Consider the following 24,555-nt stretch of genomic DNA (forward strand, 5'->3'; position numbering starts at 1 on the left):
GTCTAAGATACTGCGGTCTCACCGGCGAGGGCCTGAGCCGGCCTCGGCCGAGGACGCAGCAGCAAATAGAATGCGAAGACATGGCTGATCATCAGCAGCGGCACGTAAATGATCGGGATCGCATATGCGGCGCCCAAATCTCCCGCCCGCGCGGGAAGGCCGGCCTGGATCGCGTGATAGTAGTCGAGGATGAGGTCGCCCATTCCCACGAGATTGAAGGCGATGACGAATAGCCAGAAGATCTGAGGTATCCTGATTGTGATGAGCGCCAGCATGGCAAGCAGCCCGGCCGAGAGATCGCCGTAGGCAGCGAAGGTGGCGAAGCTGGCGGGCAGGTTGGGGCCGACGACGCCTGGGAGAAGGAAGACGAGCCCGAAGAAGCGGAAGCTGTGCAGCGTGGCGATGGCGCGGTGCGCCCTGACCCTGTCCATCGACGTGAGCCAGGGCAGAATATAGGCGCCGAAGCAAATCAACCACGCAACATAGCCTAGGACGAGATGAGTTTGGAAGATGGATTCCGTCGACATCGGGGCACTCCTGATTTGTGGGATCCAGATGTACGCTCGCTTCCCGCGGTCGACTATTCGCGATAATATCGATGCGGTATGAAGCAGAACTTCACAGTCAGGCAAGGCGCGCTCGATGGCGTTGAAGCGTTTCTGAGCGTTGCCCGGCACCGCAGTTTTCGCAGGGCGGCTGCGGAGCTCGGGGTGACCCCATCGGCAATCAGCCAAGCCGTACGTGCTCTCGAGGAGCGTGTCGGCGCAGTACTGTTCATCCGCACGACGCGCAGCGTCGGCCTGACGGAGGCCGGTGAGCGGTTCCTTATGCGTGCAAAGCCCGCCTTCGAGGAACTGGTCGCCGCAAGCGAAGTGGCGCGTGAGCTCGGGCAGAGGCCAGCTGGACTATTGCGTCTCACTGTGCCGCCGGCAGTGGTGCCGATCCTGCTGGAGCCACTGATCGCATCCTTCTGCCAGGCATTTCCCGAGATCGAGGTGGAGGTCGCCGCGAATGAAGAACTGGTCGACATCGCCGCCGAGGGATTTGACGCCGGTATCCGGCTCGGCCAGTTCATCGCAGCCGACATGGTCGCGGTCCGGCTGACGCCGTCCTTCCCGCTGGTGGTCGTCGGCAGCCCCGAATATCTGCGCCGGAGAGGGCGGCCCGAGCGTATCGACGATCTGCGTCAGCATGCCTGCATCCGCATGCGCCGTTCGAACGGCTCAATCGCGCCGTGGTCGTTTGTCAGCGGCAAAAAGCCGATCGAGGCCGTTGTCTCCGGGCCGCTGATAGCCCACGACTTTTCCCACCATGCTGGGAGCCGCCGTCGAAGCTATGGGGCTTGCACAAGTGCCGGAGCCAATCGCCGCCGGACCCGCGAAAGCGGGAAAACTCGTCCGCGTCCTGGAGGCGTTCGCACCGGTGGCGCCGGGTGTGTTCCTCTACTATCCCAGCCGTCATCAAATGATGCCGAAGCTGCGGGCCTTCATCGATCACGTGAAAGGCCGAGCGGATGCCGCCGACAAAACCCGAATTGACATCGATGACTAAATGACGCTCACGATTGCCCATCACACGCGGTTTTGGTATTCCCGATCCTCCAAGGATCGGTGTGGCGAGGCGGACGTCTTCATGCCGGTTCTACCGATCATGGCTGCAGTCTCACGGCCCGGCAGCCGGAGCCCCACGATCATCCATCCCGTTGCCGGAGAACATATGCTCGACGAGGTCTTTCCCATTCCGGCCAGGGCGTTGATCCGCCAGGGCGGGCGGGCCTGTTTCTTTCGTCTCGTCAATACGAGCCCCTTGTTGATACAGGTGCAATCGGGAACGAAGATTGTCATGGCAGATGACAAGGCTTTGCGCCTCGAGGCGGGCGCCTATGGCTTGCTGCCCGACTACAGACCGTTGACGATGGAGAACATTCCCAAGGCGCCGCAGAAGTATCAGACCCTGGCGCTTCCAATTCCGCGACAGCTTTTCGAGGACGCATATGATAGGATAGGATCGGTCAGCGTGCCATCGAGACCTCTTCCGGCCAGCACCTCAGGCCTGCCGGAGGAAGCTGCGGCATTGTTTGAGTATTGCTGCCAGCCGGGCAATCTTGCGCGCCTTCCTGGCGCTATCGCCAAGGCTCGTCTGATGGAACTGGTCACCTGGTTCGCGCTCCACGGGGCGGTGCTCGGCCGATGCGAAAGCTCCCGGCTTGAGGACCGGCTGAGGCAGATGATCGAAGCTGATCCCGCCGCCGCCTGGACGTTGGCGCAAGCTGCGCGCTTGTTCAACATGAGCGAGGCGACGCTGAGGCGCAGGCTCTCCGAAGAGAATACCGCCTTCAGAGAGATATTGAGCGATACCCGAATGAACCGCGCTCTTGCACTCATTCAGACCACGACATTGCCGATGGCCCAGGTTGCGCTGGAGGTCGGCTATGACTCACCTTCGCAATTTTCCGCACGTTTCAAGGAGCGGTTTGGCGTCAGCCCGCGCCATGTACGCAGCGGCACCGAGCACTTTGAGCGGATCGGGGCAGAAATTGCGCAGAGCGGGGCAGATGCGCTTGCGCGGTGACGGTAGTTTCCCGGCATCGTCAACCACAGGAGAACAGCAATGCGTTTGATCACAGCAGCACTTATGGCCGCCTCAGTCTTCGGCGCCACGGCCGCCCACGCCGAAATGAAGCTCACCTCGAAGGACCTGGTCGCCGGCAAGGCCATGGCCGACGCGCAGGTCTTCAACGGTTTCGGCTGCTCGGGCAGGAACATTTCGCCGGAACTGACCTGGTCGGGCGCTCCCGAAGGTACCAAGAGCTTCGCCGTCATGGCGTACGATCCGGATGCGCCCACAGGTTCCGGCTGGTGGCATTGGTCGGTGTTCAACATTCCGGCAGACGTCTCGCAGATTGCCACCGGCGCAAGCGGTGACAAGAAGCTTCCCGCAGGCGCCGTGGAAGGTCATACCGATTTTGGCACGTCGGGATTTGGCGGCGCCTGCCCGCCGGCCGGCGATAAGCCGCACCGCTACCAGTTCACCGTCTACGCGCTCAAGGTCGACAAGCTTCCGCTTCCCGAGACCGCGCCGGGCGCCATGGTCGGCTTCTATGTCAAGGCAAACACGCTCGACAAGGCCTCCGTCGAGGTTACCTACGGGCGCTGAAGCCGGCTTCGGATCGTAGTCGTCATTGCCTTTATGACAACGGTCGGCCGAGGTGACTGAACCTCGGCCGACCGTTTCCTGTGCGGGCTTCTCTGGCCTGTAAACCTAGACAGTCATTGCTTGCCAGCAGATCGTAGACCTTTGTGTCGGGGCCGACCAACCGATCGAGGCGAACGGCGAAGAGATCAAGGCCGGCGAGATCCCTGGCGGACGCTGCGCGGTGCTGCGCGTCGTCGGCAACACCGACAATCTGGAGCCCGCCGCGCTCTACCTTTATCGCGACTGGCTTCCGGCCAGCGGCGAGGAAGCACGCGACTTCCCGATCTATTGCCAGCGGCTGAGCCTCTTCCCGGAGGTGGCGGAGCATGAGGCGGTGGCGGAGCTGTTTCTGCCGCTGAAATAGCGCCCTCTGACGGCGGCTTGTCCATTCGGATCGCCGGAAGCGGACAGGCCGTTGTCCACCCAGGCCGCCCAGTTGGCCAGAATGCGCACTTCAAAAACCAATTGCGATGTAAAACCAGTTGAGTTAACTTACAACCGATTGCATAATGCAATCAGACATGCGCGGATATGCCGTTTAAGGAAAGGAAGTGAGGATGGCTAAGCTTGTGTTCGGAATGAACCAGTCCCTGGACGGCTACGTCGATCATATGGGGTTTGCGCCAAGCCCCACGCTCTTCCGCCACTTCATCGAGGAGGCGGAGCGGCAGGCGGGCAGTGTGTACGGTCGCCAGATGTATGAGGTCATGCGTTACTGGGACGACGAACATCCTGAATGGGATGCAGAGCAACAGGCCTTCGCGGCGGCGTGGCGGAACCAGCCGAAATGGGTGGTCTCGCGCTCGTTGAAGTCGGTCGGTCCCAATGCCAGGCTCGTTGGGGAAGATCTTGAGGCCGCAATCCGCAAGCTGAAGGCGGAACGCGACGGGGAGATCGAAGTTGCCGGCCCCAATTTGGCGCAAAGCCTCACCGAACTTGGCCTGATCGATGAGTATCGAATCTACCTGCATCCCGTGGTGCTCGGTCACGGCAAGCCATATTTCGCCGGACCCCGGCCGCCGCTCCGCCTGATAGCTCATGACCGGATCGCCGAGGATGTGATCAGGTTAACCTACGTTCCGGCTTGATCTCGCCACTCGCCAGATGAAAATCGCGGCTCGGCTTCTGACCGGATGACGGCAAGCGTCGCCGGCGACCTGTCGGTCGTCAGTCGCGCGATATGGACAGCCCCGCGAGAAGCGGAGCGTACGCGGCGAGCCTGTGGGATACGAACTCCGTGAAGAGCCGCACGCGCTTCGTCTTGCGTGTCTCCCCCTGTGTGAGAAGCCAGAGCGTTCCGTACATGTGCAGGTCGGTGCCCGGCACCCTCGCCAAGAGGGGGTCGGCATCTCCGACGAAGCACGGCAGTGTCGTGATCCCAAGCCCTTGCCGTACAGCAACGATCTGCGCTTCGGCGTCCGTGATCCTGAATGGAACCTCCGTGGTGCGAACCTCGCCCTCGCTGGCCCAATCCGGAATTCCATGCATGCTTATGACGATCCACGGGATGGGATCAAGCGCGCCCGCACGCCATGCGGCCAGTCGATCGCGAGACATGTAGACGCCGCCGAACAGCTCCGGTCCCTTCAGGCCGTGAAGATTGAGCGGCAGGGTTTTGCGGTCGTAGACGACGCGGATCGCCACGTCGGCCTCTCGGTTGGTCAAATTTGCCAGCTCGCCGGACGACACGATTTCCATCTCGATATCCGGATGCAGCCGCGCGAAATCGGCGAAATCAGGCATCAGCAGGTGTGTAGCGAGGGGCGGAGCCAACGTCACCCGCAGAAGCCCGCGCACGCTCTGGTCGCGCCCAAAGACACGCGTCTCCAGCTCGTGCGACGACGCTTCCATCTGGTTCGCGAGCTCGAGCACCTCCTCGCCCGCAGCCGTCAGGCGGTAGCCCGAAGGCAGCTTTTCGAACATCTGCGCCCCGAGGCGTTCCTCGAGCTGCGCGATGCGCCGCAGCACGGTCGCGTGATTGACCCCGAGACGCCCGGCGGCAGCCCGCACTGAGCCTCCGCGCGCCACGGCAAGAAAGTAGCGAATGTCATCCCAGTCGATCATGGTGCAATCCGGCACCGCACGGTGCGCCTTCCCAAGCCAGTATCCGAAGCGTCGTACAGCAGTACGGGCGGTCATCATAGCCTATGTGGGCAAGCACGGCCCGATTCCAAACGGCGGACACCGATCGTCGCGGCTGGCATCAGTCGTCCGGTGGATCGATTTTGCACCACCGATGTGCGCGCTTCAGCACTCAACAACTGATGCCGGCGGACCCATTTCGACGGTCTCGGGGCGTACCCGAACGACCAAAGGCAGAGCCTGGAAGGAGAAGTCATGGGAAAGCTTGAAGGTAAGATTGCAGTCATTACGGGTGGGTCGAGCGGCATGGCGCTGGCGAGCGCCAAGCGGTTCGTTGAAGAAGGCGCCTATGTTTTCATCACGGGCCGGAGACAGGAATCGCTGGACGAGGCCGTCAAGCTGATCGGCCGGAATGTAACCGGCGTGCGCGGCGACGCGTCCAATCTCGACGACCTCGACCGCCTGTTCGATATAGTCAAACGGGAAAAGGGTAAGATCGACATCCTGTATGCGAGCGCCGGCACGGGCGAAGCCGTCCCACTGGGCGAGATAACCGAGCAGCATTTCGACGCGACCTTCAACCTGAATACGCGCGGCACGCTGTTTACGGTTCAGAAGGCGTTGCCGCTGTTCAACGACGGCGGATCGATCTTCATGACCGGGTCAGTTGCTTCGCTGAAAGGTTTTCCTGGTTACAGCGTGTATGCGGCGAGCAAGGCGGCGCTGCACGCGTTCGCACGCGGGTGGCTCAACGAACTCAAGGGCAGGAATATACGGGTGAACGTGCTGCACCCGGGGCCGATCGCCACACCGATGCAGGACCAGGTTCTCACCGAGGAGGCGAAGCAAATGTTCGAATCCCTGATCCCGCGGGGAAAGATGGGTCGTCCTGAGGAAATTGCGGCGGCCGCGCTGTTTCTCGCTTCAGATGATTCGAGCTTCGTGAATGGGCTGGAATTGTCCGTCGACGGCGGCTTCTCGGCCATCTGAATTCGCGCCGGATCGCGAGAAGCGGCTGATCGGCGGGAACGAGCGTGTCCATGGTGAAATGACTTCCGCGCTGAACAGTCGGACCGGCCGCGCGGAAGTCATTCGCGACGGGACGTCTACGCAAAGGTCGCCACACAGTAACCCAGCGCCGTTGAAGGCCGGGAAATCAATGTCAACACGGATCGGAGAAGCATTATGAGCTACGCAATTGTAGGATTCGGTAAGATAGGCCAGGCCCTCGCCCACGCCTTCGCCCGTAAAAACATCGAGGTGGCCGTCGCGAGCCGCCGTCCGCCCGAGGCGTTGGCGCCGCAGGCTCGGGCGATTGGACCCACGGTCGTTGCCAAGTCGCTGCGGGATGCGCTCGATGCCGACACGATCATCCTGGCGGTCCCGTTCGGCGAGCATCGCGAGGTTGCGAAGGTCCTGCCGAGCTGGGAAGGCAAGACCATCATCGACGCGACGAACACGTTTGGGGTTCCCCCTGAAGAGCTGGACGGCCTTCCGTCCTCCGCCTTCGTCGCGAAGTCGTTCACCGGCGCCAAGCTGGTGAAAGGCTTCAATCACCTGATTGCGGCCACCCTGGCTGCCGATCCGATCGTGGAGGGCGGGCATCGGGTCGTCTTTCTGTCGAGCGACGACGAGGACGCGATCGCTCCCGTGGCGGCCTTGGCCAAACAACTCGGGTTCGCACCCGTCAAGCTGGGAAAGCTCGACGAGGGTGGCGCGCTGGTGCACGCACGCGGCCGCACTTGGGGCCAGCTCATCTTCCAGGATTTGTTCAAGAGGGAACAGTAACCGATCTATGATCGTGTGATATCGCCGAGAACTGGTCGCGCGCGCAAACCTCTTCGAGCAGCGCGCGACCGAATATTTAAGGCCACAAAGTCGCGCGAAGGTTGGGATGGACCTGACGGCGTCTTGGCACCGTCCGAACCGGCATGACGACCACGAACTACCCGCAACAGATCCGCATGAACAAGGGATCGCGAAATGCCTCAGCTCAGTTCAAGACCGATCGATGAGGTTGATTAGCCAAGCGGCTACACCGATGCCGGTGTATTCCGCAGGGTTTTTATTCAGATCGTAGGTTTGTCCCCCCTCTGAATAAGGACGCCGTTTCGAGACATGGTGCCGTGCCCTTGGCAGGATAGAATCATCCCCAAGCTATCCGTGGCGGCTAGAGTGCTATCCCCAAGGCGTTCAGTTCTTGTATTGCTTGCGAAACTTAATCGGGGTGAAACCGGTTTCGCGGCTGAAAAACTTAGCGAAATTGGTTGCCTCCGCGAAACCGAGACCCTCTGCGATGAGGTAGATGGGCCTGTTGGTATGGACCAGGAGCCGTTTGGCTTCCAAGGCGATGCGAGCCGTGATGGCGTTTTTGGCGCTTTGCCCGGTCGCCTCCAACGCCGCTCGCGTCAGGCTTTTCTCGGTACAGCCTAGAGCTGCCGCATAGGCGGATACCTGATGCCAGCCAGCATAGTTTTGTTCGACTAGCCTGCGAAACCTGGCATAACGCTGCACACCCGGGCTTTGTGCGACGTCAATGCCCATGTGCTGATCCTGGAGGATGGCAAGGCGCAGAAGCAGCGCACAAAGTTCGTATCGCAAGAGCGCGTGTACATCCTTGGGCGGGGCGGGGCTCGTGGCGTCCTGCTGCATCCTGGCGATCGCCTCATTCACAGCGCCGAAATCGGCAGTGAGTAGGGATAGGTGATCCGGCAGCCGATCCAGACCCAGGACAGGCAGCAGATCGGCAGTCGTTTGCATCTCCGATGGGAGGAATTCTGCGCGGAACAGGACCATCCACCCGTCCCAGCCTTTATCACTACCGAAACTGTGAACCTGCCCGGGCCTCAAAACGAGGAGGGATCCGGCCGCACAATCGACCGGCTGGAAGTCCACGACCTGGGTCACCGCACCCTCGGTCACGCAGATCAGCGTGTGGAAGGAATAATGGTACAGCGCCAGGATTTGCTCGGAGGTCACGCGGCGGCGCAAGTCCGAAAAATGAAATATCTCAACATCCAGATCGCGCCCGCTCGGACGGTAATTGAGTTGATCCAGCTTCGCTCGGCTCTTTGTCATTCGCGTTGCGCCAATTCCGGCCGAACATGTCCGATAAGTATCATACTTCGGCGACTATGAACCACGACGGAATGGGATGCTACCCATTATTATCACTCTTATGAACTGCGAAGGGCACTTCGCAGCAGGTTCCAACATCTGCAAATGAGAGACCGAAATGACGACTATCGACGTCGGAAAAGCCTATATAAAAGCCGTCCAGACCGGCGATCAGGCCACGCTCGGCGAACTGCTTTCGCCCCAGGTCATTTGGCATCAGCCGGGCAATAACCAGTTCTCGGGCACCAAGAATGGCATTGCCGAATTTGGTGCCATGATGGGCGCCATGATGGCAAAGTCTGGTGGTAGTTTCGCCATCACCCATGCCCATCGCTATCTCGCCAACGGCGACCTGGTTGCCATCGAAATCGAGTTCGCCGGTCAACGCGAAGGCGCCAAAGTCGACCAGCCCGGTATCGATCTGCTGCGCGTGCAGGATGGCAAGATCGTAGAAGTCTGGCTGTTCTCCTCCGATCCGGAAGAAGAGGACCAGTTCTGGGGCAAATAAGTCGCCGCATCTGGGGCAGCGGAACGAAAGCGGCCCTGCTCCAACTACTTGTCCATTTTCCAAGGAGCTTCGCGATAAGCGCGAACAACGAGCAGATCGTCACTGCGCCTACCAGCGAATTTTCGGTGATTTGGACGGCTCTGCAGTAGACGATTAGATGAGCAACGATTGGGACTACTTGCGACGCCGGGCTCACCTTCACGAAGAAGAGGTCAACCACGCGCAGCTAGTGTCATGTTGCCGGGTTCTCCAGCCCTTCCACCAGCGTGTTCAAGGCCGCATCCAAGGGGGCCGATCCGACTTTCTCGGGCACTAGGAGCCCATCGATCGCAAGCATGGTCATGCCGTGGACGAGCCCCCACCAGCCTGCCGCCTGACCTTCTATCGGCCGCTCGCGAATGCTCCCCGCGGCTTGGCCGCGCCGGAGGATTTCGAGCGCAACATCAAACACCGCGAGCGCCCGCTCGTTGAGATGCAGCCCTGCGACTTTCTCCTCCCCCGCGCTGAACATCAGGCGGTAGAGAGCCGGGTTGTTCGTTCCGAACGCGACGTAGGCGTGAGCGACCGAAGCAATTTCGTCGCGCAGAGATTTGGGCGCCTTCGGCTTCGCGACCGATAGGGACTCCCGCAGGCGGTCGAAGCCGATCATTGCGAGCTCCGCGAGCAGCGCGGCTTTATCGGGAAAATGCTTGTAGGGGGCCGCGTGGCTGACGCCAGCCCGGCGCGCGACTTCCCGCAGCGTGAACTGCCAGCCCTTTTCCTCGGCAAGCATATCCAACGCCGTCTCGATAAGCGCACGACGGAGATCGCCATGATGATAAGGGCGGTTGGATGTGTCCGGCATGATGCCTCAAAGTTTCTTGTGGTTACATTGTTGACAGTGAATACATAAGCGCCTATGTCAAGGCCGAAGTTTCTCTTGTCTACATCGGAGTGGGCCGTGAACGCAACCGCAAACATCACCGACGCTGATCGGCTAAGTGGTCTTCTTGCCGCCCAGCGTGCCGCCTTCCTGCTTGACGGTGCGCCTTCGCTGGCGCAGCGACGCGCCGATCTGACAAAACTGAGGGCGGCGATCATCAGCCACCGCAAAGAGATCGAAGACGCCATCAATATCGATTTCGGCCATCGCTCACGGTATGAAACTGCGATCATGGAGATCGTGGCCGTTGCCGAAGGTGTGAAGTATCTGATCCGCAATCTTCGTAGATTCATGGCTCCGACCCGCCGCCATGTCGCTATGACGATGCGAATGGGTAACGCGCGCATCGAATATCAGCCGCTCGGCGTCGTCGGTGTAATGTCTCCCTGGAACTACCCGATCAACCTTGCCCTTATGCCGGTTGCCACGGCCATTGCCGCCGGAAACCGGGTGATGCTGAAACCTTCGGAGTTCACGCCCGTCATTAATGCCTTGCTCGCCAGGGTGCTTGGCGAGATCTTTTCCGAGGACCAGTTCGCGATCGTCACTGGTGATGCGGCGGTGGGAGCGGCGTTCACGGCTCTGCCGTTCGACCATCTCGTCTTCACCGGCAGCACCGCGGTGGGGCGGGCGGTGATGAAGGCCGCCAGCGACAACCTCGTCCCGGTTACGCTGGAGCTGGGGGGTAAATCACCGACTATCATCGCCAGGGGGCTCTCTCTCGACCGAGCGGCCGCGGCCGTGGTGTTCGGTAAGCTGGTCAACGCTGGTCAGACGTGCATCGCCCCGGACTACGCTCTCGTCCACGAAGACGATCTTGACGCGTTCGTTGCCGCGTATGGCCGACAGGTAGCGTCTTTCTACCCTGCTGGCCCGACAAGTGAGCATTACACTTCCATCGTAAACGAGCGGCAATATGTCCGGATCCGGGACCTGATCGAAGATGCCAGAGCCAAGGGAGCCCGGATCATCGAGGTCGGCAACCGGCCCGGCGATGCGTCCAACCGTTCCAATACGCTGGCCCCAACCGTGATGCTTGGCGTGACCGACGACATGCGCATCGCTCATGAAGAAATCTTCGGTCCAATCCTGCCGATCTTTCCCTACCGCGACATCGGTGACGCAATCGCCTATGTCAACGCGCGGCCCCGGCCGCTCGCGCTCTACTATTTCGGAGCCGATAACGAAGATCGACGCAACGTGCTGAGTCGAACAACCTCAGGCAACGTCACAATCAACGGCACGATCATGCACATTGCCCAGGACGACCTGCCCTTCGGTGGCGTTGGGCCGAGCGGCATGGGCGCTTACCACAGCATTGAGGGCTTCCGCAGCCTCAGCCATGCCAAGGGCATCTATGAGCAGGGTCGATGGAACCTCTCCAGCCTGCTGCATGCCCCGTTCAAGCAGCCCATCGATGCGATCCTTAAAATGATACTTCGATGATCGGCCTTCCTTCCCCATGAATTCAAGGAGAGTCAGCACATGGCCACCGACACGTCATTGCCGCTACGCGGCGCATGCGAATGCGGCGCTTGCTCGTTCGAGGTGCATACCTCGCCGAAAGCCAGGTTTCGGTGCCACTGCCTGATCTGCCAGGCGTTCAACGGCAAACCGTTCGCCGATGTTGTCGCTATTCGCGCCAAGGATGTGACACTGAAAGGTGTCGATAATATCTCGTTCAAGAAGTATCGTTCACCGCCGAACTTCGATCGCGGGCTCTGCCGCACTTGCGGCAATCCGGTCGTAGAGGTTATGGGGGCGGGGCCACTCAAGGTGATGTTCATTCCGACCAGCAACTTCGGCCCGGAAACCTGGCTGCCGCCGGTACGGATGGACATCTTCTATCACCGTCGTGTGATGGACATGGCAGACAGTTTACCCAAGTACAGCGGCTATTTCGCGAGCGAGTTCGCGGTCGGGAAACTGATCATGGGTGGTTTGCAGGGCTCCAGCTAAAGCACCGTTCGCGCGGAAGAGCCACGTGAAGGGCAGCTTTCAGATTGGATCTCAAAGGCCTTGATTGCAAAAAAAGTATCGTCAGGCCGAAAACGGACTGACGGTACTTTTCTCAGACGTTTGGCCGCACACGACGACCTTCAAAAGTACCGTCAGACAGATCCGCCACACTTTCGCCGCCCGCGACCGCCGTCGGACAACTCTAACCAAATCACTCGCTTAAGCACATCGGCGGTTCAGTTGATGATGCATCGGATAGTGCGCGGCGCAGTTCGAAAATCGTTGTATTGTCAACGACAGAATACGATTTCCTACGCCAGGCCGCGCTATTCCCCTACTCCCACTCGATCGTGCCCGGCGGCTTCGACGTCACGTCGTAGACCACGCGGTTGATACCGCGCACCTCGTTGATGATGCGGGTCGCGGCGCGGCCGAGGAATTCCATGTCGTAATGGTAGAAGTCCGCCGTCATGCCGTCGACGGAGGTGACGGCGCGCAGCGCGCAGACGAATTCGTAGGTGCGCCCGTCGCCCATGACGCCGACGGTCTGGACGGGCAGCAGCACGGCGAAGGCCTGCCAAATGGCGTCGTAGAGGCCCGCCTTTCGGATTTCGTCGAGATAGATCGCATCGGCCTCGCGCAGGATCTCCAGCTTTTCCCGGGTGATGCCGCCGGGGCAGCGGATCGCAAGGCCGGGGCCTGGGAAGGGGTGGCGGCCGATGAAGCTGTCGGGCAGCCCGAGCTCGCGGCCGAGCGCACGCACCTCGTCCTTGAAGAGTTCGCGCAAGGGTTCCACGAGCTGCATCTTCATGCGCTCCGGCAGACCGCCGACATTGTGGTGCGACTTGATCGTCACCGACGGGCCGCCGGTGAAGGAAACGCTTTCGATCACATCGGGATAGAGCGTGCCCTGGCCGAGGAAATCGGCGCCGCCGAGCTTCTTGGCCTCTTCCTCGAAGGTCTCGATGAACAGCCTGCCGATGATCTTGCGCTTGGTTTCTGGGTCGCTGACGCCTTCGAGTTCGCCGATGAAGCGATCGGCGGCATCGACGTGCAGCAGGTGCAGATTGTAGTGCTCGCGGAACATGGCGACGACGCCGGCCGCCTCGTCCTTGCGCATCAACCCGTGGTCGACGAGGATGCAGGTCAGCTGGTCGCCGACGGCCTCGTGGATCAGGAGCGCTGCGACGGAACTGTCGACGCCGCCCGAAAGCGCGCAGATGACGCGTTTGTCGCCCACCTGCGCGCGGATCTGCTCGACGGCCTTCTGGCGGTAGGCCGACATCGACCAGTCGCCCTTGATGCCGGCAATGTTGTGAATGAAATTGCCGATCAGCTTGGCACCGTCAGGCGTATGCACGACTTCCGGGTGGAACTGCACGCCGTAATATTTGCGCTTCTCGTCGGCGATGAAGGCATAGGGCGCGTTGGAAGAGGTGGCGATCACCTCGAAACCATCCGGCAGCGCGGTGACGCGGTCGCCATGGCTCATCCAGACCTGGTGGCGCGAGCCGGAGGACCAGAGGCCCTCGAACAGCTGGCAGTCCCTGTCGACATCGAGGAAGGCGCGGCCGAATTCGCGGTGATGGCCGCTCTCGACCTTGCCGCCGAGCTGCATGCACATTGTCTGCTGGCCATAGCAGATGCCGAACACCGGCAGACCGCTGTCGAAGATGATCTGAGGCGCTCGCGGCGATCCCTCGTCCACCGTGGAAGCCGGGCTGCCGGACAGGATCACGGCCTTCGGCTGCAGGCGGTGGAAGCCTTCTTCGGCCGATTGGAAGGGGACGATCTCGCAATAGACGCCGGCCTCGCGCACGCGTCGTGCGATGAGCTGGGTCACCTGGCTGCCGAAATCGACGATGAGAACGGAGTCGGGATGTGCTGTCTGGGTCATGGCGAGGCTTTAATGAAAAGCGCTTCGCCTGGCAATCCGGGAAATCGGCGGCATCAGGTTTTTATTGTTCCAATTGTCCCGACCCCACCAACCTGTTACCTGCCATTCAAAGACCGTTATCGGACGCTTCCAAAAGCGAAAAATTCACAAGTACGATGGGTTTGCGGTTTACTTGAACCAGAATTGCGCGGAATATTAGAGAATGGGAGGATAAGCCTTCGGCCCACTCTCGATCCATTGCGCCGGAACGGCTTTCCTCCCTTGGTTTCAAGGGAGGACCAATCATGAGGCGGGTATTGTTCTACGCGGCATCGGCCGCGATACTGTCGCTCGGTGTCTCGCATGCATTTGCGCAGTCGGGCGGCGTCGAGAAAGCGGTTGGCGGCTATAACTTCGAGGAAGCCGCAAAAGAGGCCCCCGGCACGAAGGATTTCCATTCGGCTGACGGTCATCTGACCTTCGCGATCGTGACGCACACGGCAGGCAATGGCTTCTTCGACCCTGTTTATGTCGGCGCGACCGTCGCCGGCAATATGATCGGTGCCAAGATATTGCTGCTCGGTTCGGAATCGCCGGTGGACGACCCCGCCCGCGAGATCGAGATCTTGAACCAGATCGTTCAGGACCCGACCATCGACGGCATCATCATGACGACGCCGCAGGTCGGCGCCTATAACGACATCGTCAAGGCTGCCGAGGCGGCCGGCATCCCGATCGCGACGACCAACTCGTTCGACGCCACCATCCTGCACCGCAGCGCGATCAGCCACACCGGCCAGGATGCGTCGGCGGCGGCAATCGGCGGCGAGGCGCTCGCAAATTGCGTGATTGCCAGTGGTGCTGCCAGCGGCTCGATCGTGCTGCCGTCCTCCACCGCGATGGGCAATATCGAGGTGAACAACCGTGTCACCGCCGCCTTCAATGCCATCGTCAAGACGCTGAAGGATGCCGGCAAGCTCGATGCCTTCAAGGTTGACGCCGGCCCGGAGAATGTCGGCATCGACACGAACCCGAACGACCCTGTCAATGCACTCGTTTCGCTGTTCGAGTCCCGCGGCGACGTGGTTGGCGCCTTCACGGCCAATAACGTCTTTACGCCGCCGCTGGTCAAGGCGGTTGCCCAGATGGGGAAGACCGGCAAGTTCTGCGCCTTTGGTTTCGATCTCGGCCCGGCACAGCAGGAAGGCATCGCGGCGGGAAATCTGACCGGGTCGCTCGGCCAGCAGCCCTTCCTGCAGGGCTTCTGGCCCGTCATGCAGCTCTATCTCCAGATCGATCGCGGAATTTCGGCTGCCAATCTCGACACGCGCGCCCAGCTTGTGACGAAGGATAACGTTGCCAAGGTCGGCAAGCGCTTCGAGAACTGATTTCGTCTGGGACGCTTGAAATCGAGGCGGGAGGGCTCGCGCCGCCCCGCCAAGCGACAGCAAGGATCGGTTGGTAGAAACGCATTTGGTCGGTAGAAACTGATGGAGCCCGCCACGACGACATCGCTCGGCCGTGCGCCACCCCAGCTCGTCGGCGGCTGGGAGGCGGGCCTCCTCATGTTCCTTGCACTGCTTTACTTCGGCGGGGCCATCGTCAACCCGGCCTTCTTCGGATCGACGGAAGCCCTTCACGCGCTGCTGCGCGATACGTCCCGCGTGGGGATCATCGCGGTCGGAATGACGTTCGTCATCGCCAACAAGGATCTCGATCTTTCGGTCGGCTCGACATACGGCCTGGTCGCCGTCGTCTTCGCCAGGCTTTTCGCCCCGAGCTTTCTCGATTTCGGCGTGACCCAGTCGGTGCTCCTCTGCGTGCTGCTGGGCACGGCGATCGGCCTGATCAACGGCGTGCTCGTCACCGTTCTGAAAGTGCCGGCCTTCATCGCCACGCTGACGATCCTCTTCATCGGTCGCGGCTTTGTGCTGGCGCTGACGCACGGCCAGGCAATCTATTACTCCGACAAGGCGAAAGACCATCCGCTGTTCTTCCACCTGGGCGGGACGAATATCCTCGGCTTCAACAACCAGATCGCGATCTTCTTCCTCATCGCCATCATCGGGGCCTACGTGCTTGCCAAGACCCGCTGGGGCTATGAGACTTTCGCCACCGGCGGAAACGAGCAGGCGGCGGTCTATGCCGGCATTCGCACACGCTGGGTGCGCATTCGCGCCTATCTGCTCTCCTCGCTTTGCGCGACCCTTGCAGCCCTCCTGTCGGCCGCACAGGACAAGGGCGTCACCCCTCTCTACGGGGTCAGCTGGGAACTTACGGTCATCGCATCCGTCGTCATCGGCGGAGCATCGATCCTTGGTGGCCGCGGCCGCGTCGTCGGGTCTTGCATGGGTGCTGCGGTCGTCGTCTTGATCGACAAGGTGCTGCGCGAGGGATGGCCGATCACGCGCATCGTCGTGATCGACGGTCAAAGCATCGCCGTCGGCGCCAAGTTCACCCTGCCGGCGGGCGCCGTCTTGGTTTTCCTGGGTCTGCTTCTCGTCATCGCCGTGCTGATCGAGCCCGTCCTTATCCGGCGCCAGGTTGCGGCCCGGCTATGGGCCTGGCTCAGCGGCCGGCCGCCGCCGCCGGCCTACGAGACGGGCGGCGTGGCGATCGAGGGTGTCCAGACCAAGGGGGCGATGGCGACCGACACGGCGCTGTCTGCCACCGGGCTCGGCAAGTTTCTCGCCCGCCGCGACGCGCTGGCCATCATCCTGACCGCCGTGTTGTGGCTGACGGGCCTCGCGCTGAGGCCGGACTACTGGTGGAACCTGCCCAACACCTTTGCCATCCTGCTCAACTATACGGAGCTGGCCCTCATCACCGTCGGGCTCACCTATGTCATCGCGGCCGGCGATATCGATCTCTCCGTCGGCGCGGTGCTTGCCCTTGCCGGCAGCACTGCGGCCTATTTCCTGAAGGTGCTCGGCGCCGACCCGCTCACCGCCGTGACGATGGGCCTGCTTGCGGGGACGGCGGCCGGAGCCGTCAACGCCATGGTCGTCGTCGGCTTCAAACTGCCTGCCTTCATCGCCACGCTCGGCATGTTCTACATTGCCCGGGGGCTCGCCGCCTGGTTCGTCGCGGGACAGCAGCTGACCGGCTGGCCCGAGAGCTATAACCTGCTCGGACGCAAGGTGAACGACGTTCTCCTGCATTTCGGCCTTGCATTGCCGCCGGGGATCGTTCGCACGGTGGCCGAGGTCGTCAGCGTCCAGACGATCTGGATGTTTTTCATCGCCCTGATCGCCGGCATCATGCTGGCCTATACCCCGTTCGGGCTGAAGGTCTGCGCGGCCGGCGGCAACGTGCGCGCCGCCGCTTATGCCGGCATCAACACCAACCGCGTGCGCTTCATCGCACTGATGCTGTCGGCGCTCTGCGCCACCATGGCCGGGATCATCAACGTCGCCTATTTTCGCAGCTTCAACCCGGTCGCCGGCCAGTTTCGCGAGCTCGATGCGATCGCTTCCGTCATCATCGGCGGCGGATCGATCTTCGGCGGTTACGGCACGATGATCGGCTCGCTTGCCGGTGCCGCCGTCATCACGCTCGTCCGGGCACTGCTTCAACTCAACGTCCAGGGGTTCAGCATGCCGCAGCACTGGATCAACGTCTTCATCGGCGTCATCCTCATCGTCGCGGTGCTGATCGACATATGGGTGCGCCAGGCCAATATTTTCGGGCGCCTGCGCACCCGCCTCGCAAGAGGCGCGCCAACACGGGAGAGCAGCCATGGCTGACGCGACACCATCCGCGCCGATCGTGGAAATGCGGGGCATCGAAAAGGCCTTCGGGGCCGTGCAGGCGCTTCGCAAGGTCGATCTGAGGCTTTATCCCGGCGAGATCCTCGGCCTGGTCGGCGACAACTCCGCCGGCAAATCGACGCTGATGAAGATCCTGACCGGCGCTTATCAGCGCGATGCGGGCGATATCATCGTTGCCGGGCAACCGGTGCGGTTCAAGAGCCCGCATGAGAGCCGCGACGTCGGCATCGAGATGATCTACCAGGATTTCGCGCTCTGCGGCAATATGGATGTCGGCCAGAATATCTTCCTTGGCCGCTGGCCGCTCAAAGGCCCTTTCGTTAACAGGCGGAAGATGTATGCGGAAGCCGACAGCGTGCTGAAACGGCTCAAGGTCGACGTGAACTCCGTCTATCAGAAGGTCGAAAGCCTGTCGGGCGGCCGCCAGCAATCCGTCGCAATCGCCCGCGCAATCTCGTTCGAGCCGCGCGTCGTGATCCTCGACGAGCCGACCGCCAACCTTTCGGTGATGGCGACGGAACGGCTGCTCGAAACCATGCTGGAACTGAAGAGGCAGGGCGTTGCCCAGATCATCATCTCACACCGCCTTATCGACATTTTCGCCGTGGGCGATCGCGTCATGGTCCTCAAGCGCGGCGAATATGTCGGCGATCGCTACATCAGGAATACCGATGAGCATGAAGTGCTGGAGATTATCGTTTCCGGCACGCGAGAGAATGCGCTGACGGCCGATGAGGCAAGATCCATTTGAATAGCCACGGTGAATCAGAAGCGAAGGTTGACACCGGTCTGGTTGCTATCTCCCGACCCCTACACCACCTGCCGGGACACGATCCATTCAGGGTCTCAGAACCAGAAAACCCCGTCCTCCAGCGCCGTGAACAGACTGTCGACCCCGTAAGAGAGCTTGCGGTCAACGATGTGCAGATACTCGGTCCAGCCCGAAATATGCTGCAGTTCGACGGCGCCGTCGGAAATGCCGCGAAGGCCGATCAGCGGCAGCTTGTAGCCCTGGCAGGCCCGCAGTACCGCATAGGTCTCCATATCGACCATGTCGGCGTCGACGCCCGTATAGGCGGCGCCCGAGATGATGTTGCCGCCGGTGGAAAGGCTTGCTTCGGCAATGCCGGGAATGCGCAGCGGCAGCTCGAGCGTTGCCGGCAGGTCGAGAAAGGGTGTCTTGCCCTTTTCGAAGCCGAGCGGCGAGGCGTCCATGTCGCGGTAGGAAACCGAGGTCACCTGATAGATTTCGGTCTGCTCCAGTTTCGCCGAGCCGGCCGAGCCGAGGGACACGACGAGATCAGGCAGGTCGTCGGCTGCATCCAGCCGCGCCAATGTCTTGCTCAGCGCGATGGCAGCCTCGACCGGGCCGACGCCGGTCATCAAAGGTTCGATGCGCGAACGCAGGAAGGGACCGTATTCGGCCTCCGCCGCCATGACGAAAAGGATGGATTTCCCCGCGACCGATTTCAGTTCGAACTTCATCCCGTAATGCCCTCTCTACCGCGGATCACCATCATCGTTCCGGTCATGGAGGCGATGAGTTTCGCCGGCCCGTCGCTGATCGCGTAGCCTCGTCCGTCGGCGACGATGATGGTGGAGCCGGGTTTGGTGATTTCCCCGCGAAACAGGAAACGATCGCCACGCCCCGGCGACATGAGATTGACCTTGAACTCGATCGTCAGGATCGAGGCTTCCGGGTCGATGACGCTGTAGGCGGCAAAGCCGCAGGCCGAATCGAGCGCTGCGGAAATGATGCCCGCGTGCAGGATGCCGTGCTGCTGTGTCAGTTTGACGTCGAAGGCAAGCTCGATCTCGACGACGCCGTGCTCGACGCGCGTCAGCTCCGCGCCGATTGTCTCCATCGCCGCCTGCCGCGCAAAATTACGGCGGATTCGCGCGCGGAAATCGCCCCTGTCAGTCTCGCTCATGTCTGCCCCTCTTACAGCCGCGAAAGTGGCATGGCGCGCCGCATTCGACAAGCTGGACATTGCTGAAATCGGTCCGGGCGCCGATGGAAACCCAGGACCGTGTCGCCGGGGCAACCTTTCACCTTTCCGTCGCCGTGCAAGCCGGTACAGCTGGCCAATACCGCTGGCCAGTACCGCTCGACTATGGCCTCCCGATGCGAAGACGATTGCAGCTTCGCGCGGTGTGCGTATTCTCCGCATCGGGTCGCGAAATGATGGAGCGCCAGCATGACGACGATATCGCAATCGGTCCGGAATTTCGAGACCTGGCTGGCCGGCGAACTCGGCGACGATCTCGTCAAGGACGATCTCAGGGAGAAGCACGAGAAGATGCGAAGCGGCGATTTCGTCTTCCTGCGCGCCACCTATTGGCGCTGGTGCGAGATCATCCTCGATATCTGTCCGGAACTCACAGGCGCGCCCGAGGTGCTGGCGATCGGCGATACGCATCTGGAGAATTTCGGCACCTGGCGCGATATCGAGGGCCGGCTCGTCTGGGGCGTCAATGATTTCGACGACGCGGCGGTGATGCCCTATGCATTTGATCTCGTTCGGCTTGCGGCAAGCGCCGTCTTGGCGCGCGGTGACGACGGTCCCTCGGTTCGCATGATCGGCGAGCTGATCCTCAGCGGCTATCGCAGGGGCCTTGAAAATCCGCTGCCCGTCATCCTCGAGCGCGACCACAAATGGCTGCGCAAGGCGTTGATGCTGCCGAATTCCGGACGCAGGGAATTCTGGGAGAAATACGAAATGTTGCGTCCCGGCAGCAAGCCGCCGCCACCAGCCTACGCCAAGGCGCTCGCCGCCGCGCTGCCGTCCGGGGCGGGGCCCTTCGTGCCAAAGCCGCGCAGCGGCGGCACCGGCAGTCTCGGCCGGCCGCGTTTCGTCGTCTATGCCGAATGGCAGGGCGGGCCGGTGCTGCGTGAGGCAAAGGCGCTGCTGCCGTCGGCCTGGTCGCTTCGCCACAGGCCACAGGACGTGGCGATCCACGCAAGCGAGATCGCCAATGGGCGGGCGCGCTCAGCCGATCCGCACTACCGGGTTTCCGGCCGCATCCTCGTGCGCCGGCTCTCGCCGAACAGCTGCAAGATCGAAATCGACCGGCGTCCCGAGATCCTGCTTTCGCCGACGATGCTGGAACTGATGGGCTTCGAGATCGCCAATTGCCATTCCGACGATGCGGCAGCGGTTGCAGCGATCCTGAAGGATCTGGCGGTGCGGGGAAACGAATGGCTGCACGAGGCGGCAAGAGCCGCGGCATCGAGCGTCAGCGCCGAGCAGAAAGCCTATTCGCGTTCAGGCTAGAGCGGTTCAGCTTTTAACGGAAGCGCAGGACCGCTCTAGCCTTTTGTTTTTACGCAATTCCGGACGGAAAACCGCTTCACACTTTTCCTGGAATTGCTCTGAAGCTCTGCTTCCGTGATCAGATCCGCACGATGTGCTGATCCCAGGCGACGTCGCTGCGGGTCGACAGGAAATCGCCGTCATAGGAGGAGACGGCAAAGCCGCTCTTTGCCGGCGCGATGCCCGCTGCATCCGGAATGGTCGCTTCGGCCAGCACCTTGCCCGTCCTTGCGTCGATCGTCACCGAGGCGCCGCCCTTCGGGGAGGTGATGCCGACGAGGCCTTCGCTGCGATTGACGGCGATCGCTCCGACGTAATTGGCTAGCCGGCGCGTCGTCTCCTCCGGCAGGTCGATGAAGGAGAGATTCTCGCCCTTGGCGAAATGGCCGACAAGCGGCGGCAAATCCTTGCGGTGACCTTCATACTGGCAGGCGAACCAGATGCGGCCCTCGCCGTCGAGATCGACGTGGCGGGTGGAGAGTTCCGCCCATTCCGCCGGCAGCACATGTTTCTCGACCAGCGCCCCGGTCGCCGCATCGATCAGCGCCAGCGACGGCTGCATCTCGCCGAGATTGAGCTTGGTGCGGCCGAAATCCGGATGCGTCTCGATGCCGCCATTGGCGACGACGAGAAGGCGTCCGTCTTCGGAAACCGTCATGTCGTGCGGACCGATGCCGTAAGTCTCGAATTCGCCGATGCGGGTGAAGCGGTCGGTGGCGTCGTAGAGACCGATCATGCCGCGATTGCCGTCGAAGTCGTTCTCGCTGGCATAGAGCAGACGACCATCGGGAGAGAAAGCGCCATGACCGTAGAAATGCCGGCCCTCTGGCGAACTGATGGCGACCGGCTCGCCCTTGTTCCGGGGATCGAAGATCATCGCAAAGGTGCCCGGCCGGCGCGCGAAGGCGACCGTCTTGCCGGTGCTGGCGCTGAAGGCCATACCGTGGGCGCGGGCGGGAAGCATCATCTGATCGACGATCTCGCCGCGCTCGGTCACGGTCGCAATGGCAAAGGAGCCGTCGGCTGCCCGAATGCCCGAGGCATAGACCGCATCAGTCTGCTCCAGCGCCATCAGCGACCTTGGCGTCAAGGTGGCAAGGAAGCCGAGGCCGGCCGCCTTGACGAAGCTGCGTCGGTTGATTGCGGCACTTCGCATCATCGTCTCAATCTCCGTCCGAAAAGGAAAAGCCGGCCGAAAGGCCGATCGCTGCGCCATATTCGTCGCTGATCCGGGTGATCAGGTTGCGGCTGTCGGCAAGCAGCGTATCGAGCTTGGCCTTCTCTGCATCGCCGGTGGCGACGTCGATGTCGGGATTGAGCTTCGGTACGCTGTCGAGCAGCGATTTGAAGTCCTCGTCGATCGAGGCGGCAATCGGTTGCTTGTCCGGCGGCAGAAGCTCGGCCATGCCGGCCTTCTGCCAGAGCGTGCGCAGGCCTTCGAGATTGGCGGCCATCGATTTCCAGGTATTCTTGGAGCGCCAGTAGATCGCCATGCGCGGCCGTGGCGCAGCGTCCTTGCCCTTGTAGAACTGCTCCAGCCGCTGGTCGCGGACATTCTCCGCACCATGGACGAGAATGCCGAGCAGCGCCGTCACTGCTTCCTTGTTGTCCATGAAATCGTTGCTCTGCGGGCCTGTATGTTTCCAGCTCGCCTGCACGCCGTCGGGCTTTTCCCAGGCGGCGACGACTTCGCCGGCTTCACGCTGGATATTGCCGGCGACCGCCTGGCCGTAAAGGCAGCGGAAGCCGTTTTTCTGCCCGACGAGATCGTTGGAGCCATTGCCGTAGAGCACGTATTCCAGCGCCGTCAGGCCTTGCAGCGCAACACTCTTGCCGGCGATCGCATCGACCGTCGCATCCTTCGGATCGGCCTTGGCAATCAGCGCCTGCACCTGCTTGAGGCCGACGCCCTTGCGGTCGGGATAAAACAGGATGTGCTCGAAGAGATTGTCCTGGATAACCGGTCCGGTCTGGACGATTTCGATGATCGACCAGTAGCGGATTGTATCGTCGAAGGCCGATTTCGCCTTGTCGAGCGTCTGCTGCGTGCCGTCGCTGCAAAGATCCTTCATCGCCGTCGTCAGCCGGGCGGCCGATTGCTGCATGTTGCGATAGCCGGGACGGATCACCTCGTCGACGGCGCGCTGCATGACGGCGGGAACGGCATCCTCGTTCAGCCCTGCCGGGGGAGCTACGGTCTGGGCGGCTGCTGATGTGGCGAGGCCGATCAGAGGAAGGCAGAGCAGGGGGTGCCAAAGGCGCATCAAAGTGACTCCAGGAATGTAATCAGGGCCGCCCTGTCGTCTTTCGGCAGGGAGGAGAAAGCGTTGCGGGCCTTTTCAGCTTCACCGCCATGCCAAAGGATCGCTTCGGTGAGGCTCCGCGCACGGCCGTCATGCAGGAAAAAGCTGTGTCCGCTGACAGTCCGGGTCAGTCCTATACCCCATAGTGGCGGCGTGCGCCATTCACGTCCGCTTGCAAGGCCGACCTGCTGCCCGTCGGCAAGGCCGTCGCCCATGTCGTGCAGAAGAAAGTCGGAATAGGGCCAGATCAGCTGGAAGGACTGTGCTTTTTCAGGCGTATCCCGCCGGGTGACGAATTTCGGCACATGACAGGAAATGCAGCCGCTTTCGTAGAAGATCCGCTTGCCCCGCAGCGTCTCGGCGAAGCTTGCCTTGCGCCGTGCCGGAACGGCGAGATTTTCGGAATAGAAGGTGACGAGGTCGAGAATGGGACCTGGCGCTTCTTCTGCGCCCAGCCGTTTCTGCACGCCGGTCGGCATATCAAGGCATTTCTCTTCGGCCTTGGTGCAATCGCCCTGCGCATCCGGGTGATCGGGCGTCGAGATACCGATATCATTGGCGAAGGCATCGGCACTCTGGTCTCGCACCGTGGCGTTCTGCGCCTTCCAGCCGAATCGGCCGAGGACGATCTTGCCGCTGCGGCGGTCGCGCACAACCGCAGCCTTCCCCGAAATGCCGTCGCCATCGGCATCGTCCGGATCGGCATGGGCGAGGATATCGGCTTCGGGAATGGCCTCGATCAGTCCGAGGCCGATCATCGCCGAGGCGACACGCGGCGAAATCGTCGTCGCGGGATCGAGCGGTCCATAGGCGGGATTGACAACCGCATAGCTCGGCCGGCGCAGCGAGGCGATCTCGCCGTCGACGAGCGTCACCCTCTCTTCGCGGTAGCTGATCGCCATCTTCCCCTCGGCAGCAAGGCCGGGAACGGCGAGGTCCTGCAACTGATGGCCGTAGACCGGATCGGGAAAATTGACGACATCAGCACGCGCAACCGCCTTTTCTTCCTCCGGCGTCCTGGCCGCACGGGAAAGCCGCAGCAACATCGAGGTGGCGCTCGGGCCTCCCTCCGGCGGCCTGCCGCGGCCATCATTGACATGGCAGCTCATGCAGGAGCGGGCGTTGAACAGCGGCCCGAGACCATCGGAGGCCTGCGTCGAGGACGGAGCGGACACCCAGAGCTTGCGGAAGAGCGCGTTGCCGAGCTTGAAATTCTGCTCTTCCTCGAAGGGGATATTGGCCGAAATATGCGAGAAGCTGTCCTCGGTGACAGGGTCGATCGAGGTCGTCGCCCCTGCCTGCATGGCCTCGTATTGTTCGGCCTTGGAAAAATCCACCGTCGGCCGGGTGACGTCGGCGACGCGTTGCAGATCGGCTTCGGAAAGGTCGGTACGTTTCGTCGGCAGATCGAAACCGGCGGCGATGCTGACGGAATAACCGGCAAGTGTGGCGCAGAGCGCTGCGCTGGCGATCAATCGGCGGGCCGGGACATGCGACATTTCAGGGTCC

General features: G+C 61.8%; 22 protein-coding genes and 2 pseudogenes. 14 read left to right on the forward strand and 10 right to left on the reverse strand.

All coding sequences use genetic code 11. The features are described from left to right. Positions 1–2: 2 nt before the first annotated feature. Complete coding sequence (locus N1937_RS23490) at positions 3–527, reverse strand: hypothetical protein (RefSeq protein ID WP_260057105.1); 525 nt, start codon at positions 525–527, stop codon at positions 3–5. Positions 528–605: 78 nt separating this feature from the next. Between N1937_RS23490 and N1937_RS23495 the strand changes: the two are divergent. From N1937_RS23495 to N1937_RS23515, 5 genes and pseudogenes are all read left to right on the forward strand, one after another. Beyond that, positions 606–1,551: pseudogene (locus tag N1937_RS23495) on the forward strand (LysR family transcriptional regulator). A 165-nt stretch (positions 1,552–1,716) separates the two neighbouring features. After that, positions 1,717–2,571 (forward strand): helix-turn-helix transcriptional regulator, encoded by an 855-nt coding sequence (locus tag N1937_RS23500; protein WP_170280306.1) that lies wholly within the window; start codon positions 1,717–1,719, stop codon positions 2,569–2,571. 39 nt (positions 2,572–2,610) lie between these two features. Continuing rightward, entirely contained in the window at positions 2,611–3,156 is a 546-nt protein-coding gene (locus tag N1937_RS23505) for a YbhB/YbcL family Raf kinase inhibitor-like protein (RefSeq protein WP_222280087.1), read from the forward strand. A gap of 133 nt (positions 3,157–3,289) precedes the next feature. Further along, positions 3,290–3,559, forward strand: a pseudogene (locus tag N1937_RS23510) (AraC family transcriptional regulator); the annotation flags it as partial. A gap of 193 nt (positions 3,560–3,752) precedes the next feature. Then, the gene (locus tag N1937_RS23515; RefSeq protein ID WP_260057106.1) at positions 3,753–4,283 is read left to right on the forward strand and encodes a dihydrofolate reductase family protein; all 531 of its coding nucleotides are present in this window, start codon (positions 3,753–3,755) and stop codon (positions 4,281–4,283) included. A 79-nt stretch (positions 4,284–4,362) separates the two neighbouring features. On the opposite strand, the gene N1937_RS23520 is transcribed toward N1937_RS23515, so the two are convergent. Continuing rightward, complete coding sequence (locus N1937_RS23520; protein WP_260057107.1) at positions 4,363–5,259, reverse strand: LysR family transcriptional regulator; 897 nt, start codon at positions 5,257–5,259, stop codon at positions 4,363–4,365. Positions 5,260–5,532: 273 nt separating this feature from the next. Between N1937_RS23520 and N1937_RS23525 the strand changes: the two genes are divergently transcribed. Further along, positions 5,533–6,267 carry an SDR family NAD(P)-dependent oxidoreductase gene (locus tag N1937_RS23525; protein WP_170277273.1) on the forward strand — a complete coding sequence of 245 codons (735 nt, stop codon included), beginning with the start codon at positions 5,533–5,535 and terminating at the stop codon, positions 6,265–6,267. A gap of 195 nt (positions 6,268–6,462) precedes the next feature. After that, positions 6,463–7,065 (forward strand): NADPH-dependent F420 reductase, encoded by a 603-nt coding sequence (locus tag N1937_RS23530; RefSeq protein ID WP_170280237.1) that lies wholly within the window; start codon positions 6,463–6,465, stop codon positions 7,063–7,065. A 405-nt stretch (positions 7,066–7,470) separates the two neighbouring features. On the opposite strand, the gene N1937_RS23535 is transcribed toward N1937_RS23530, so the two are convergent. Next, on the reverse strand, positions 7,471–8,355 hold the full coding sequence (locus N1937_RS23535) for a helix-turn-helix domain-containing protein (RefSeq protein WP_222292273.1): 885 nt from the start codon (positions 8,353–8,355) through the stop codon (positions 7,471–7,473). A gap of 157 nt (positions 8,356–8,512) precedes the next feature. Here N1937_RS23535 and N1937_RS23540 point away from each other — a divergent pair, with 157 nt between their 5' ends. Further along, positions 8,513–8,902, forward strand: a complete 390-nt coding sequence (locus N1937_RS23540) for a nuclear transport factor 2 family protein (protein ID WP_260057108.1) — start codon at positions 8,513–8,515, stop codon at positions 8,900–8,902. A gap of 232 nt (positions 8,903–9,134) precedes the next feature. Here N1937_RS23540 and N1937_RS23545 read toward each other — a convergent pair whose 3' ends face one another. Next, the gene (locus N1937_RS23545) at positions 9,135–9,746 is read right to left on the reverse strand and encodes a TetR/AcrR family transcriptional regulator (RefSeq protein ID WP_260057109.1); all 612 of its coding nucleotides are present in this window, start codon (positions 9,744–9,746) and stop codon (positions 9,135–9,137) included. Between the two features lie 96 nt (positions 9,747–9,842). Here N1937_RS23545 and N1937_RS23550 point away from each other — a divergent pair, with 96 nt between their 5' ends. After that, complete coding sequence (locus tag N1937_RS23550) at positions 9,843–11,270, forward strand: coniferyl aldehyde dehydrogenase (protein WP_260057110.1); 1,428 nt, start codon at positions 9,843–9,845, stop codon at positions 11,268–11,270. 39 nt (positions 11,271–11,309) lie between these two features. Continuing rightward, on the forward strand, positions 11,310–11,783 hold the full coding sequence (locus tag N1937_RS23555) for a GFA family protein (RefSeq protein WP_260057111.1): 474 nt from the start codon (positions 11,310–11,312) through the stop codon (positions 11,781–11,783). 334 nt (positions 11,784–12,117) lie between these two features. On the opposite strand, the gene guaA is transcribed toward N1937_RS23555, so the two are convergent. Beyond that, positions 12,118–13,680 (reverse strand): glutamine-hydrolyzing GMP synthase, encoded by a 1,563-nt coding sequence (gene guaA / locus N1937_RS23560; RefSeq protein WP_017966645.1) that lies wholly within the window; start codon positions 13,678–13,680, stop codon positions 12,118–12,120. A 284-nt stretch (positions 13,681–13,964) separates the two neighbouring features. Here guaA and N1937_RS23565 point away from each other — a divergent pair, with 284 nt between their 5' ends. The 3 genes from N1937_RS23565 (at position 13,965) to N1937_RS23575 (ending at position 18,180) form a co-directional block, all read left to right on the forward strand. Next, positions 13,965–15,047: a substrate-binding domain-containing protein gene (locus N1937_RS23565; RefSeq protein ID WP_170277279.1), complete on the forward strand. Its 1,083-nt coding sequence runs from the start codon at positions 13,965–13,967 to the stop codon at positions 15,045–15,047. A gap of 102 nt (positions 15,048–15,149) precedes the next feature. Then, positions 15,150–17,405, forward strand: coding sequence for an ABC transporter permease (locus N1937_RS23570; RefSeq protein WP_260057112.1), 2,256 nt, complete (start codon positions 15,150–15,152; stop codon positions 17,403–17,405). After that, a complete protein-coding gene (locus tag N1937_RS23575) occupies positions 17,398–18,180 on the forward strand; it encodes an ATP-binding cassette domain-containing protein (RefSeq protein ID WP_170277281.1) in 783 nt (260 codons plus the stop codon). Before N1937_RS23570 ends, N1937_RS23575 begins: the two co-directional genes overlap by 8 nt. 95 nt (positions 18,181–18,275) lie before the next feature. Here N1937_RS23575 and N1937_RS23580 read toward each other — a convergent pair whose 3' ends face one another. Then, complete coding sequence (locus N1937_RS23580) at positions 18,276–18,914, reverse strand: 5'-methylthioadenosine/S-adenosylhomocysteine nucleosidase (protein WP_017966649.1); 639 nt, start codon at positions 18,912–18,914, stop codon at positions 18,276–18,278. After that, positions 18,911–19,360, reverse strand: coding sequence for a PaaI family thioesterase (locus N1937_RS23585; RefSeq protein WP_260057113.1), 450 nt, complete (start codon positions 19,358–19,360; stop codon positions 18,911–18,913). The genes N1937_RS23580 and N1937_RS23585 overlap by 4 nt, the downstream gene beginning before the upstream one ends. 267 nt (positions 19,361–19,627) lie before the next feature. On the opposite strand from N1937_RS23585, the gene N1937_RS23590 reads away from it, so the two are divergent. Further along, entirely contained in the window at positions 19,628–20,704 is a 1,077-nt protein-coding gene (locus N1937_RS23590; RefSeq protein WP_260057114.1) for a DUF2252 domain-containing protein, read from the forward strand. 118 nt (positions 20,705–20,822) lie between these two features. Here N1937_RS23590 and N1937_RS23595 read toward each other — a convergent pair whose 3' ends face one another. Genes N1937_RS23595 through N1937_RS23605 form a run of 3 tightly spaced genes read right to left on the reverse strand, consistent with a single transcriptional unit; the run spans position 20,823 to position 24,545 of the window. Next, a complete protein-coding gene (locus N1937_RS23595) occupies positions 20,823–21,902 on the reverse strand; it encodes a DUF1513 domain-containing protein (protein WP_260057115.1) in 1,080 nt (359 codons plus the stop codon). A gap of 4 nt (positions 21,903–21,906) precedes the next feature. Beyond that, complete coding sequence (locus tag N1937_RS23600) at positions 21,907–23,007, reverse strand: imelysin family protein (RefSeq protein ID WP_260057116.1); 1,101 nt, start codon at positions 23,005–23,007, stop codon at positions 21,907–21,909. Then, the gene (locus N1937_RS23605) at positions 23,007–24,545 is read right to left on the reverse strand and encodes a di-heme oxidoreductase family protein (RefSeq protein ID WP_260057117.1); all 1,539 of its coding nucleotides are present in this window, start codon (positions 24,543–24,545) and stop codon (positions 23,007–23,009) included. The genes N1937_RS23600 and N1937_RS23605 overlap by 1 nt, the downstream gene beginning before the upstream one ends. Between the last annotated feature and the right edge of the window lie 10 nt (positions 24,546–24,555).

Source organism: Rhizobium sp. WSM4643 (assembly GCF_025152745.1).
GTDB lineage: Bacteria > Pseudomonadota > Alphaproteobacteria > Rhizobiales > Rhizobiaceae > Rhizobium > Rhizobium leguminosarum_I.